Here is a 14529-nt window from a genome sequence, read left to right on the forward strand (position 1 = left end):
ACTCTTCAATTAAATATATCGAAAAACTTTTATGAATCGTCGGTTGACACTCTTAACGAGTGCCCACACAGATTGTCTTGTTATAAATTTTTAAAGAACAATTGCTAACCTCGGCTAGCTGCTTCAGCGTTTCTCCCTGAAGCGGGACGCGCATTCTACGCGTTTCGTTTTCAGTGTCAACATCTTTTTTGAAATTTAATTTCTCAAGTATTTTCAGTGAAAACCGTCATAAACAACCATTACTAAGTCCTTATAACGACTTCTTCGTGAACCGTTTGACGTTCCCCGTCGAAGTGGTGCGCATTCTACGCATCAGAGATTTTTCGTCAACCCCTTTTTTATCCTTTTTGACCTTTTTATTCGAATTCAAAGTCAAACGCCTGGTTTTCCAACAAAAGTCTATTTTTTATTGGTCTTTCGTCTACTATTTCATCAGACCATTGTTCAATTTGTTACAAATGAGTAAACTATGAGCAGCCTCCAACGTTTCACTAAAATAATTAAAGGTAGGTTTATGAAAGTAGGCTTTATTCAATGCGCAGTAATTAGCGCGGTATTCGCAATCGCAGGTTATCTCATCGTTTCTTCCGCTAGTCTGGAAGCGAGTCTTCCTGTCACCGTTGCAGTGTCTTTGCTTATTAGCGGTATCGTTACACCCTGGCTTGCATCTCTGCTGAGTTCGTCTTCAACGTCCTCTACAGTGAATGCTGATGTGACTTCTGAGACTTCTGAGACTTCCGGAGAAACAGCCACTTTATATGTAGGTAATCTTCCATATAAAGCGAACGAAGATGCAGTGAAAGAATATTTCAAGGATTACATCGAAGTTCAGAGTGTTCGTCTTATGAAGGACCGTCGTACTGGAAAACGTAAAGGGTATGGATTTATCGAAGTCATTACCCGCGACGTAGATTCAGCTATTACGGAACTGAACGATAAAGTATTTCTGGAAAGAACGTTGAAAGTACGTGCTGCAAGGGAGAAAGGAGAAACCGAGTAGTCGTACTACACAAGCATTAAAGAACCCCGGCATGCCGGGGTTCTTTTTTATCTGAATATTGAATTGGGCATCACTACTTTAATAGTCCGCCCGTATCTTTCAGCTTTCGCTTGCCGGAGGCTCTACTGGCTGAGTTTTCTGCTGCTCGCCCGGCATTGCGTCAAGTAAACGCTGATTAAAGCTATGGAAACGATTTATAGCAGATACTAAATCAGGCACCTGCACATCCTTCATTTCGTTGATCAGGCCATTTATCAGAGTGTTGAAGTCTTCACCTGAAGCCAGTTGTTGTCTCGCCGAATCAAAGACGTTAAGCATCTTATTCAGATATTGTGCAACAGGCTTCGCTTCATCGCCGTGGGAACCGGACTCGCTGCCGTCTCGATAATGCTGAATAGCACCGTAAGTTTTCACAACTTCCGTTTGCTGCGTTCTGTTCAGTTGCAATGCGTAACCCGTAAGTTCCTGATCATCAAAACCCAGTTCCAGCGCTTTCTCAAACGCCTTATCCAGATCGCCACCAAAGAACGTATCAGCCAGATCGTTAACGGATTCCACTAAATCTGCAATGGCCGTTAATTCACCTTCATCCAGCTCGCCTTTCAGAGAGAAACTGATCCCCTGACGATCAAAGTACGAGTAAGAAGTGCTATCTGTAGCGACGACATTCTGATAACCATTACCGTCACCACCCTGCCCCTGCTCAGTCGTATAAGCGACGGTTTGCTCGCTGGCATATTGATAAGCCCTCAGACTCTCAAAGCTCAACTGCACTTCATCACCATCTCTGGTACGAATTGTCAGACTGGCAGATTCTGAGTTGCTGCTGTTAACGTTCAGAGCTGATGCAACACCACCTGCAGCAAGTTGATCTTCATTCTGAATACCGAGCAGATCAGACTCCAGTGCATTAATGCGGTATTCGATGAGACTGCGGCTCCTGTCGATGCCTGTTGAGATATCATCATTCATCAGGCCTCCCAGATCTTTTTCTGCCATGGCAATTCCCCGGGAAACCCCTTCTCTCGCCTGCGAAAAAAGATTACCGAGTTTCTCTTCATCCGCACCACCTCTTGCAGCGCCCTGAATGACACCACCGACAAAACGCAAAACGTTTTTTGCCACTTCCTCAAAATCAAATAAAGAGGTTTCCTTCTCTTTATCTGACGTATCATCTTTTGCAAACTTACCACGCTGTCCGTCAACGGTAACCTGTTGCTCCATTGACGAACTGTAGACTTTCAGGCCAATGGTCGTCTGCGAACTACTGACGCTTACCATTGCGATTTGCCGCTGCTGAAATTCAGCAGCCTGACGAAGTCCATCCTGCTGTAACTGCTTTTTGATTGCTTTATTAGGGTCTTCAGGTGCCTTCTGTTCTGCAACAGCCGGCTTCTGCTCACTAACAAATGCCTTAATTTCACCCACGTTCATAATGTTGTCCTCACTAACCTCACATTAGTTATCGGCAGACTTAACGAATTGTTTAATTTTAATGCAATCTCAGAACAGTGTTTGCACAAATAATTTAAGACACTACAATGCGCAGCCCGGCAAACAAGATGAAGCTATAACCATGACAACTCAGACACACAGTCAGCAATATACCGCGCAGTTAGACGAGAAGATCTCGCGACTGTCACAACTACTTGATCAATATGGTCAAACTGAGATGTCTGTGTTTGCCTCTGAAGAAACCGGCTACCGCATGCGGGCAGAATTTCGGGTATGGCATGATGGCGATGACTTGTATCACATCATGTTCAACAGCGAGACGAAAGAAAAGTATCGCGTTGACACCTTCCCGCCGGCAAGCGATACCATCAATGCTGCTATGCAAACTTTAATGACAGCACTTCGTCCCAGCCGGGTACTGAGAAAGAAGTTATTTCAGATTGATTATCTGAGCGGGTTGTCAGGTGAGCTGGTGATAAGCCTTTTGTATCACCGTCAGCTGGATGATGAATGGGAAACGGCTGCGCGGGCGATGCAAGATACGATGTCTGACACCTTCGGTACAGTGAATGTTATCGGCCGTGCACGTAAGCAGAAGAAAATTCTGGGCAATGACTTTATCATCGAATCGCTGCCGGTAAACGGACGACACTATCAATTCAGGCATATCGAAAACAGCTTTACCCAGCCGAATGCAAAAGTGAACTGCCGCATGATCGAATGGGCATTGTCTGTGTGTGAAAACACCAGCGGCGATCTGCTTGAAATGTACTGCGGAGCCGGTAATTTCTCACTGCCTATGGCCAGCCAGTTTCGCAAAGTCATCGGCACTGAAATCGCCAAACCTTCAGTGAACGCTGCGCAATTTAACATTGAAGTGAACAACATAGACAATGTGGAGATTGTTCGTCTGTCTGCTGAAGAATTTACGGAAGCATTAAGAACCGGACGTCAGTTTTCCCGCCTTAACGGCATTGATTTATCAGGTTACAACTTTACGACGGTGCTGGTTGACCCGCCAAGAGCCGGTCTTGATGAAGAATCACTGAAGATGATTCAGGACTATCCGGAAATTATTTATATTTCCTGTAACCCCGACACGCTGGCAGCGAATCTGGCGACATTGTCGCAAACCCACGATCTGGTGGCGTCTGCCTTGTTCGATCAATTCCCTTTTACGCACCACATTGAGGCCGGCGTAAAACTGGTGAAGAAAAACCGTTAATTACTCACTTCTGACTTTCCGGGGGCGATAGACTTTTGCCCCCAACTGTACAAAACGCAATTGCGCTTTTACCCTGTGGCCAATTTCCTGCCTCAACGGCACATCCACTTCTAATGCTTCAGCTCCGGCACTGAATACAAGCCGGACCATGGCTTCTGCCTGAAGACTTGCCAGTTGATGCTCTGCGCCCTGACTTTCCACAATATAATCAGCCAGTTCTTCAATAAAATGCTGAATTTCCCTCAGTACTGCCATCCGGTACGCAGTTGAAGTGCCGGTGTGTTCACGGAGCAGTAATCTGAACACGTTTGTATTGGCGGTAATAAATTCCATGAAGGTATCGACCGACGTATCGATAACCCCGCCGCCACTGGCGATACGGCGTCTTGCCTGACGCATCAGTTGACGGAGTGCAAGACCCGCCTCGTCCACCAGCGTCAGACCGAGTTCGTCCATATCTTTAAAGTGACGGTAGAAAGAAGTCGGCGCAATACCGGCTGCACGGGAAACTTCACGCAAACTGATAGCAGACAAACTGCGCTGCTCATCGAGCAAACCAAAAGCAGCATTGATAATATTCTGGCGGGTTTTTAATTTTTGCTCCTGACGACTCACCGCCAACTCCTTCTTTTCATTCCGGATACCTGTAAACGGTAACGATTGTACCTTACCCCGGCGATGACGGCACATCAGTTTCACAAAATCTTCACTATACTTAAAGCTGAAAATGTCGCTTTTCCCTTGCCTGCGCCCGGTGAAAACGATAAATTAGCGTACAGTTGTAAGCCGAGTTGTTATCATGAAAAAACCACCAATTATCCTGACCAATGTTCTGGTATTTATTATTACCGGTGCAATTGCGTTACTGGCAGTGCCCCTTTGGGCGGTCACCATGGGATTCGACACCACGGAAGTGGTGACGGCTGTCGTATTATTTTATTTCACCGGTATGTCTATTACTGCCGGCTATCACCGTCTGTGGTCTCATAAAACCTATGACGCCAATATTGTTGTACGGGTCATTCTCGCCATCGGCGGTGCAATGGCATTGCAAAACAGTATCCTGCACTGGTCTTCCGATCACCGTATCCATCACCGTCATGTGGATCAAAACGACAAAGACCCGTACTCAGCTAAAAAGGGCCTCTGGTTCGCCCATATTGGCTGGATGCTGAGAGAATATCAGTCTCATCGCTATGACGATTACAGCAACTGCCGGGATTTACAAAAAGATCCGGTGGTTGTGTGGCAACACAAGTATTACCTGCCTATCGTGCTTGTCGCAAACTTCGGGATCACAGGTTTGCTTGGCTGGTTGAACGGCGATGTACTGAGTATGATTCTTTTTGCCGGTGTATTCCGTTTATTCATGGTCCACCATGTCACTTTCTTTATTAACTCGCTGGCTCATTTCTGGGGCAGTCAGCCTTATACCGATAAAAACACAGCCCGTGATAACGGTATCCTGGCATTTTTCACTTTCGGCGAGGGGTATCATAACTACCATCATATTTTTGAATATGATTACCGTAACGGTATTTACTGGTGGCAATTCGATCCTACCAAGTGGCTTATCCGCGGCCTGTCTTATGCCGGATTGACTACAAATCTGCGCCGGGTTCCGGAAGAGCGTATTGAAAAAGCCCGAGCAGCCATGCAACTTCAGCAAGCCAATGCCAGACTTGCCGCCCTGCCGGATGCCGATGAGTTATTACAAAAAGTGCAGGCTGAGTATGAGTTATTAGTACAGAAGATGTCTGCCTATTATGCCGCGAAAAAACGTCTTATGAATGTACGTAAACGGTGCCTGAAGCGCTCGGTTGAGCGACTGGAAATTGACTTCCATTATAAGGAACTCAAACACGCACTGGCCCTTCAGAAAGAAAAGTGGCTCCAGTTACAGACACTTTCACCACATCTGGTCTGAACTCAGCCCGAAACGCCGCTATTTAGCGGCGTTTCTGTTTCTCCTTCTTGCAAAATCAATAATATAGGCAACACTTAGGTGATGGATTGCTCTTGCTGTTTTCTCTGCATTTTTTGAAATAAGAGTCCTCGCTTTTCCTTTATCAGTACGGACGGATGCATGAGTGATGAACAGCTTTTTACCTTTTCCCCGGAGCCTGAACCGGACGACAGTAATATTCAGTCAGGAGAATGGTTAGTTCTTAGTGTTGAAGACGATTTGGGCTATCAACAATCCCTTAAACTGGGCTTAAGCGGCCTTAAAGTGCGGGGCAAACCGCTTAAGTTTCTGACCGCAAACTCTGCGGCCCGGGCCTCCACCATTCTGGCAGAAACCGACGATATTGCGGTGATCCTGCTGGATGTTGTGATGGAGCAGGATAACGCAGGCTTGTTCCTGGTAAACACCATTAGAACCGTGTTAGGTAATTCCCGTGTGCGGATTATCCTGCTCACCGGTCAGCCCGGTATGGCTCCCCGTCAGGACACATTTAAAGAATACGATATTGATGAGTACTGGAACAAAGTTGAACTGACAGAAGAAAAGCTGAGAGGCATTGTTTCCAGTAACATTAAAACCTGGTCCAATCTGAATGAATTGTACGTGGCCAAACGCGGACTGCAAATGATTGTGGATGCCTCCAGGGCCCTGACGTCAAAGCAGGATGTCGGAGAGTTTACGTACACCGTGCTTAATGAAGTATCCCGGGTCATTGGCATTCCTGAAACTGGTGGTGTGGTGTGCGCCTACCGTCCGACCATGGCGTCTATGGAACAATGCGAAGTGGTAGCATCAAGTGGTGACTTCAGCCGGTCTGACGCCAGTATGCTGTCAGACCTATTAGGTGAATATCAGGCTCACGCGAGTTCCGGATTGCTGAAGGCCATCGACACTGCTCTGCACACCCATGAGCATCAGTTTTATGAAAGCTGGTCAATTCTCTACTTCAATACGGCAGATGTAGACAACAATCACTATCTTGTCATCGTCCAGTCTCCCAAACCTCTGGAGCAAAGCCACATTACACTGCTGATGGTGTACAGCGAAAACATCGGCAATGGTTTCGTTAACCTGGCATTGCTCAATAAACTGTCCATGCTGGCTTATTTTGACGAAACTCTGCAAATTCCGAACAAAAACTGGCTGCACCGCGAAATAGTGAATATGTCACTGTCTGATTTGCATTCAACCTCGCTGGTTTTGGTGAATATGACAGATTTCTCAACCAGTGAAATCACTCTGGGCACAGATTTCAGCCATGCCCTGCTTGCCGGTTGCCTGAACGAAATGAAAAAGCGCTGTCAGAAAGCGATGACGATTTGTTATCTGGGTGATGGCTTTTTTGCGCTGCTTTATAAAACGGAAAAAGTGTCTCAGGAACCATCATTAAGCCAGTTAGCCGAACTGTCGGTGTATGTCGATAATGTTGAGCAACGGGTCACGAACCGAATCAGCCATCTGGCAGTGAAAGATTTAGAGCTGGACGATTTACGTAAGTCATTGAAAACGGCGCAACTGGTGCATAACTCACGGAAACGGCGGGACCATTCCGTACAGACCATCACACGACAGTTGCTTGACGAAATGGGCACCCGCCACAAGCTGCTGAAATCTTTGTCTGATGCCATTGCCGACTCTCACCCGTTCTTTCTGGTTTTCCAGCCGAAAGTGGATCTGAAAACCGGTGTGACAACCGGACTGGAAGCGCTTATCCGCTGGCGCACCGGAAGTAACGAAATAATTCCGCCGAATGTATTCATCCCTCTTGCTGAAGCATCCGGATTAATCACCCGTCTGGACAGCCTGGTGATGGAGCTTGCTGTCTACGCTGCAAAAGTGCTTAAAGAGTCAGGGCATAACTTCTCTGTGGCGTTTAATGTGACCCATGCCGATGTGATAGCACCAAACTTCATTCCTGCACTGGAAAACGCACTGGCTACCCATAATGTGCTGCCGGAGCAGGTAGAGATAGAAATCACTGAAACTCAGGCCATGGAAGATTATGAGGATATTAACCCGATACTTAATACGTTGATGAAAATGGGGATCAAAGTCAGTATTGATGACTTTGGTACAGGCTATTCTTCGCTGGCTCACCTCAGTACATTGTCGGCCTCAGCACTGAAAGTGGATAAGAGCTTTGTTGATACACTAAATACCGCGACCCCGAACTCTCCTGATCATATTCTGGACATGGTACACAGGCTATCAGAACAATGTCATTTTCAGGTTGTTGCTGAGGGCATTGAAACTGAAGGACAACGGGAAGCGTTGTTGAGTAAAGGTTATGAAACCGGACAAGGTTTTCTGTTTGCCCGTCCCATGGCATTACCCGACCTTATCGACTGGCTTAACGGACAGCGGCGATGAGTGAGAAAAAACACTGGCAAAGGGCCTGCTGGTTATATCTGTGCAACTTTATTTTGTCTGTACTGACTGGCTCACTGGTGTATCAGTGGTTTTATGAAAAGTCCATGCAAACACTAAGATTGGAGCATGCAACCGTCATATCTTCAGTCAATACGGCTTTAAGTCAGGAACTTGGCGATTTAACTAACGTCGCACGCCTCGCTAATGAACACCTTGTAGATGTTTTATCAAACGGTCAGCAAGAAGAAACGGAAGCTCAATTGTTTCTGCGCATCGGCCGGGTGCTTAACAATGTATCGCAAATGCGATGGCTAAGCCCCGAAGGGATTGAGACCGTGCGGGTAAATTTTCTTGACGAAGGTATTCAGATTGTCCCGCCGGAACAGCTCCAGGATAAATCCACACGATATTACTTTAAGCAGGCACAGCAAAAGCCGGCAGGGAGCATGACGCTTTCTTCCATCGATCTGAATATGGAAAATGGTGTGCTGGTCACGCCCTTTCAGCCAACTGTGCGGGCAATCCTGCATACATTTCCTTCTCATCCTTTGGGAGAAGGTTTTCTGGTTTTTAATTTTGACCTGACGTCTTTATTCGATCACCTGAAAACCTTTGAAGAAACACAAACGCAGCTTTTGATTTCCGAAGGTGCCATTCAATGGATGCTGCACCCTGATGCAGAAAAAGAATGGACCGCCAGCCGCGGGATCACGCCTGCGAACATTAAGCTGGCTCAACCTGATATTCTCGAGAAACTAAAAAACAACAAAGCTGTTTCCCTGGTCTCCGGAGAAGAAGATGCGTTGTTCAGCGGTGCAGCCTTGCAATTAAGAATGAAGCATACGCACACGGTTGACCCGTACTTCATTCTCACCCGCACACCCGCCAATTACCACGGTTTGCTGGTAAAAGATGCGCTGTTACCGGGATTAATTTCTTTCGTTTGCTGCTTTTTTATTGCCGGCTTACTGATTACCCGGGACCTGAAACAATTATCCCATGTTACCCATCTGACAGATCAGCTGTTAACGGAGAAACAGGATTTGAAATCCGCTCTGGATAAGCAAACCCGTCTCCGTGACGAACTGGTCGAGTCAGAGAAAATGGCGTCTCTGGGCATGCTGGTAGCCGGTGTCGCCCATGAGCTGAGCACCCCCATTGGCGGCACAACCATGTGCGTATCGGCCATTGATAACCAACTCGACGCGCTGGAAAAGAAAATCAGTACCGGACTGACCCGCTCAGATCTCGATGCTTTCGTGGCATATACCAGGGAAAGTGTGGCCCTGTCTAAGCATAACCTTGAACGTGTAACCGAGCTCATTAAGCGGTTTAAACGGCTGGCGGTGGACCGCGGAAGCGAAACGCCGGTGAAGTTTTCTCTGCACAGAGTAGTGGGTGATCTGGTCCGCACACTGGAAGCTCAGGCAAGCGCCAAACGGGTAAAACTAACAGCAGACATACCGGAAACGCTGGAAATTGTGAGCTTCCCCGGCCTTTACTCTCAAATATTACAGAACCTTATCACCAATGCCTTTGAGCATGCTTTTGCGAATAAACGTCTTGGGGAAGTATGCATCACCGCCCGTGAGAAGGGGAACAGTTTCGAAGTCAAAGTCAGAGACGATGGCTGCGGCATTCTGGATGAAATTCAGCACACTATTTTCGAGCCTTTTGTGACTTCAGCCCGCAACAAAGGCAATACCGGTCTTGGTATGCACCTCGTCCACCAGTGGGTCACTAATTTGCTCGGCGGCAGGATTGTGTTTACGTCTAAAGAAGGCAACGGCACAGAATTTATCATGACCTTTCCGCTGGCGTTGCCTGACGCTAAAAATGCATGATGAAACCGGAAATGGGCAACGGAAACTTTGTCTTTCTTATCAGAATGTTGCTAGACTTTGCATGACACTATTCCAGTCCAGCAACGTATCTACCGGTTCCCGCCGGTACAGCAACCATTGAGTATTTTCGACCATGACAAAGAAAACAGCGAAAGTCGCAGAACCTTCTTATCAGTTTGACGCCATTGTGATCGGCACCGGACCCGGTGGTGAAGGTGTGGCCATGCAGCTGGCCAAAGCCGGTCAGAAAGTCGCCGTTATTGAGCGCTACGAAGCCGTCGGCGGTGGTTGTACTCACTGGGGCACAATTCCATCAAAAGCTCTACGTCACTCTGTCAGTCGTTTGATTGAATACAATACCACTTCACTGTTCTCGGAAAATCAGGTTGCCCGCCACGTTACTTTTCAGGACATCATGAGTCATGCAAGCGGCGTGATTAAAAAGCAATCCCGTTTGCGTACATCGTTTTATGACAGAAACCGGGTAAGCCTGATCCACGGTGAAGCCAGCTTTGTTGATAAAAATACAATACAAATTGTGCGTCCCGACGGCTCAAAGGATCTCATCACTGCACGTCAGGTTGCCCTTGCAACCGGTTCACGCCCTTACTCACCTAAGGATATAGATTTTAATCACCCCCGTATTTATAACTCAGACACCATTTTGTCGCTTAAGCATGAGCCGCAAAACATCATTATTTACGGTGCCGGTGTAATCGGTTCTGAATACGCCAGCATTTTCCGGGGTATGGGTGTGAAAGTAGATCTGGTGAATATGCGGGATCGTCTGCTGTCATTCCTTGATGCAGAGATCTCTGACGCCCTGAGCTATCACTTGTGGAACAACGGTGTGGTTATCCGTCACACTGAAACCTATAAGAGCGTACAAGGCCATGACGACTGTGTGATCATGGAACTGGAGTCTGGTAAACGCATGAAAGCAGACTGTCTGCTGTTTGCTAACGGCCGTACCGGTAATACTGACATGCTCAATCTCGATGCGGTTGGGCTCAAAGCCGACTCCCGGGGACAACTGCGGGTAGATGAGAATTACCGTACCGAAATCGATAATATCTTCGCGGTCGGTGATGTGATTGGTTACCCGAGTCTGGCTTCAGCAGCCTACAATCAAGGCCGCTCTGCCGCAGAAGCAATGATTTCCGGTAAAGCAAACTCTGGCCTGGTTGAAGACATACCCACCGGTATTTATACAATTCCTGAAATCAGCTCTGTGGGTAAAAATGAGCAGGAACTGACTGCTTTAAAAGTGCCTTATGAAGTAGGCCGCGCCCAGTTTAAGCACCTTGCCCGCGCGCAAATTGCATCCACCACCGTGGGCAGCCTTAAAATACTCTTCCACCGTGAAACCAAAGAAGTATTGGGTATTCACTGCTTCGGAGAGCGGGCATCTGAAATCGTGCACATCGGCCAGGCAATCATGCAGCAAAAAGATGGCGGGAATACGATTGATTACTTTGTAAATACCACCTTCAATTACCCTACCATGGCAGAAGCATACCGGGTGGCAGCATTAAACGGGCTCAACCGGATCTTCTGAATCCGGTTTCTTTACACATCTGCCCGCTTTTGCGGGCACAAAAAAACCGGCGTAAAAAGCCGGTTTCTCAGTCCAGAACAAATTAGCGGTTCATTGCTAAGCTATTTTTAGCCTGAAGCACGTCTCTGTGAGCTACGATATCGATTTGCATTTTTTCAGCATCGAAAGTCATTGTAGCAATGGCATAGTCGCCAAAGTTTTCGCTCGCCTGCTCTGTTACTTGTTGTTGTGCATCGCGGTAACGAATGTTGTTGCTGATTTGATCAGTCATACATTGGTTATTCATTTCGAATGTTTTCGCATCCATACAATCGAAAAGCTGGCTTTCACCAGACTCCGCATGCGCAACACCAAACGACGTTAAGAGCGCGAGGCCAATAATTGTTTTACGCATGTGATTACTCCTGTGATACAGTGGATACTGTTATGGTAAAGCATACTGTATAAACGGTGGTCAGTCAAATTCAGATCACATCAATATGACAATAATGTGACACAGTGAAATATTTCCGGATTTAATTGGAAGTAGCAGAGGAATCCCTCGGTGGTACTGAGTTCAGCTATCGCCTGAGAAGCCTGAAGAGCAGCAAAATCAGGCATCTGATAACATTATAGTCACAATGTGATAAACCCGCGTATACGAAGATTAGCCGTTCCCAATCTTTTCAGAAGTGACAACCAGCCATTTCCCGTCATTATTTAGTATTAATCTGAATACCAAAAATAGCGAAAATATACGTAATTTACAGGGTCAGGCAGGGACGATGCTATTCATCGTCACTCTCATTATTTTTAGCAATCAGAAATGCTTTCAGATCATCAAAGGGCATGGGTTTGGCAAACAAAAAGCCCTGAGCTTCGTCGCAACCGAGCTTAATCATAAAGCTGGCCTGCTCACGCTTCTCCACGCCCTCAGCAATAGTCACCAGACCAAGCTTGTTGCCCAGTGTCACTATAGTTTCTGCAATGACTGCATTTTCGCCGGGCTTTATGTCCTTCACGAATGAGCGGTCGACTTTGAGCCGGTCCAGCGGCAGTTTCTGCAGATAACTCATGGAGGAGAAACCGGTACCAAAATCGTCAATTGCAATGGCAACGCCAAACTCTTTAAGCAGGGTCAGTGCGTCTATGACAATTTGCGGTTCATCCATCACCACGCTTTCAGTGATCTCCAGTTCCAGTCGTTTAGGTGAACAGCCATAGCGTGTCAGTGCACTTTTCACCTTATCCACAAACAAACGATCTCTGAACTGCGGAATAGATACATTGACCGCTACGCGGATATCATCAAAGCCACTGTCTGTCAGCTCTTTTATGCGCCGGCATGACTCTTCTACCACCCAGTGACCGATATCGACAATTAAACCGGAATACTCAGCCATGGGCACGAACTCGGCTGGCGAAATATATCCGCCCTTACCGTCAGGCCAGCGTAGCAGGCCTTCAACACCGATAACCTTTTCACTGACAAGGTCCACCTGAGGCTGAAACCACAATTGCAACACCCGATCCTGAAAATCGGTGCGTAATTGCCTGATCATATTTAACTGGCGGGTTGTTCGCTGTTCAAACTCAGGCTGATAATACTCAAAGTTATCAGCCAGCTTTTTCTTCGCCCGGTTGAGGGCAATATTGGTTCTCTTCAGCGTATCGATACCAATGCTCTTGTCAGAGCCAATCCGGTAGAGACCGATGGTCACATTGACAGGTAAAGTATGGTCGCCGGCGGTGAAGCTTTCAGAGAACACAGCGTTTATCGCCTGCGGTGTGACCTGCAACTCAGAACCAATTAAACCGAAAACATCTCCCCCGATCCGGCTTTTAATCACCCGCTCGTCAAAGCCCGCTTCCAGTCTTTCACCAATGGCCTTCAGCAGCATGTTGCCCGCTTCCTGACCCAACCCGTCGTTGATATCTGAAAAGTGATTCACATCCACCAGTGCCACACACAGATCGGCGGCACCGGATACAGAGGGCCGGTCCAGCATATTGATAAATTCATTCCGGTTGGGCAACCGGGTCAGCCAGTCACGGAAGGCTGCATTTCTTAATTCGTGGAAAAGGTTAACGTTCTCGTAGCCCACCGAGATACTGGAAAGAAATACCTCGAGCAGTTGCCGGTCGACCTGAGTCAGCTCTTTATTCATATTCATATAAACAGCCGCTTCAAAACCGGAACTGTTCAGATACAAAATAGAGCTGTGATTTTCAAGAATGTGTTTTTTAAGGCGTAAACTGCGATTGATATTCTCAACAATGGCAGGGTCTTCAATGGTTTCTACAGGCTCATTGATAAAGCTGGCAAAGTTACCCGCTGCACCGAGTATGTAGACACCATTGTCGTCTCTGTCGAGGACTGAGCCCGCCCGCGCGCACACCACACCTTCAGCTTCCAGTCCGAGCAAGGAACTGATTTGGGTCACGATTCCCTCACAGAATCCCTTCACCGAGTGTTCTTCAAGCAAGTTGGAAGCAGAGGCGATGATTTTCTGCAGGCCCAGACGGCTTTGGTTGATGGTCAGAATTTGCTGGTACGAGCGCACTGACGACAAAACGGTAGTCAGCAGCTTACTGCGGGTCAGCTCTGTTTTCGTTTTATAATCGTTGATGTCATAGGTGCGGATCACGTGCTCTTCCGGGGCGTACCCGGGCTGTCCGGTACGCAGTATTATGCGGGGCTCCGGAAGGTCAAGATTTTCACGGAGATATTGCACAACCTGCAAACCGGCATCATCGGTTTCCATCACTACATCCAGCAGGATAATAGCCACGTCCCTGCCATGTTCTTCAAGTAACGCTTTAGCCTGCTCACCGGAATAGGCGTGCATAAAATTCAGCTTTCTGTCACTGACGATTAAATCTGCCAGCGCCAGTCTTGTAACTGTATGAATTTCCTCATCGTCATCGACAATAAGTACATTCCACACCTTGTGGATCTGAGGCTCTAACTCCGGATGTGCTTCTTCATCTAAGAAAATAAGCTCATCATTTTCATAACCAGCCGATGACATCGAATATCTATCCTTATATACCGCCTCATTTAATCGTACTCGCTGGCTGTCTTTTTGCAAGTTATTCGACAAGTTGCTTAACCTTTGCGGCGGGCGTACA

10 protein-coding genes are annotated in these 14529 nt (G+C 47.2%); 6 read left to right on the forward strand and 4 right to left on the reverse strand.

Annotation, left to right across the window (positions count from 1 at the left end; genetic code table 11):
- The first annotated feature begins 514 nt into the window (after positions 1 to 514).
- A complete protein-coding gene (locus tag J3369_RS17190) occupies positions 515 to 1000 on the forward strand; it encodes an RNA recognition motif domain-containing protein (protein WP_349589217.1) in 486 nt (161 codons plus the stop codon).
- Between the two features lie 99 nt (positions 1001 to 1099).
- Here the strand turns inward: J3369_RS17190 and J3369_RS17195 are convergent, their stop codons facing one another.
- Positions 1100 to 2434, reverse strand: coding sequence for a DUF5610 domain-containing protein (locus J3369_RS17195; protein WP_349589220.1), 1335 nt, complete (start codon positions 2432 to 2434; stop codon positions 1100 to 1102).
- Positions 2435 to 2576: 142 nt separating this feature from the next.
- On the opposite strand from J3369_RS17195, the gene trmA reads away from it, so the two are divergent.
- Positions 2577 to 3680 carry a tRNA (uridine(54)-C5)-methyltransferase TrmA gene (gene trmA, locus J3369_RS17200; protein ID WP_349589223.1) on the forward strand — a complete coding sequence of 368 codons (1104 nt, stop codon included), beginning with the start codon at positions 2577 to 2579 and terminating at the stop codon, positions 3678 to 3680.
- On the opposite strand, the gene fabR is transcribed toward trmA, so the two are convergent.
- Complete coding sequence (fabR, locus tag J3369_RS17205) at positions 3681 to 4295, reverse strand: HTH-type transcriptional repressor FabR (protein WP_349591041.1); 615 nt, start codon at positions 4293 to 4295, stop codon at positions 3681 to 3683.
- 184 nt (positions 4296 to 4479) lie between these two features.
- On the opposite strand from fabR, the gene J3369_RS17210 reads away from it, so the two are divergent.
- The 4 genes from J3369_RS17210 (at position 4480) to sthA (ending at position 11418) form a co-directional block, all read left to right on the forward strand.
- A complete protein-coding gene (locus J3369_RS17210) occupies positions 4480 to 5607 on the forward strand; it encodes an acyl-CoA desaturase (RefSeq protein ID WP_349589225.1) in 1128 nt (375 codons plus the stop codon).
- A 159-nt stretch (positions 5608 to 5766) separates the two neighbouring features.
- Entirely contained in the window at positions 5767 to 8016 is a 2250-nt protein-coding gene (locus J3369_RS17215) for an EAL domain-containing protein (RefSeq protein ID WP_349589227.1), read from the forward strand.
- Positions 8013 to 9860: a sensor histidine kinase gene (locus J3369_RS17220; protein ID WP_349589229.1), complete on the forward strand. Its 1848-nt coding sequence runs from the start codon at positions 8013 to 8015 to the stop codon at positions 9858 to 9860. Before J3369_RS17215 ends, J3369_RS17220 begins: the two co-directional genes overlap by 4 nt.
- A gap of 133 nt (positions 9861 to 9993) precedes the next feature.
- Positions 9994 to 11418 (forward strand): Si-specific NAD(P)(+) transhydrogenase, encoded by a 1425-nt coding sequence (gene sthA / locus J3369_RS17225; protein ID WP_303574822.1) that lies wholly within the window; start codon positions 9994 to 9996, stop codon positions 11416 to 11418.
- Positions 11419 to 11500: 82 nt separating this feature from the next.
- Here sthA and J3369_RS17230 read toward each other — a convergent pair whose 3' ends face one another.
- Together J3369_RS17230 and J3369_RS17235 are read right to left on the reverse strand one after the other, a co-directional pair.
- Positions 11501 to 11812 (reverse strand): pyridine nucleotide transhydrogenase, encoded by a 312-nt coding sequence (locus J3369_RS17230; protein ID WP_349589232.1) that lies wholly within the window; start codon positions 11810 to 11812, stop codon positions 11501 to 11503.
- A gap of 373 nt (positions 11813 to 12185) precedes the next feature.
- Positions 12186 to 14429 carry an EAL domain-containing protein gene (locus J3369_RS17235; protein ID WP_349589234.1) on the reverse strand — a complete coding sequence of 748 codons (2244 nt, stop codon included), beginning with the start codon at positions 14427 to 14429 and terminating at the stop codon, positions 12186 to 12188.
- Positions 14430 to 14529: the final 100 nt, after the last annotated feature.

The sequence above is a fragment of the Alteromonas sp. NFXS44 genome, from assembly GCF_040148705.1.
GTDB lineage: Bacteria > Pseudomonadota > Gammaproteobacteria > Enterobacterales > Alteromonadaceae > Alteromonas.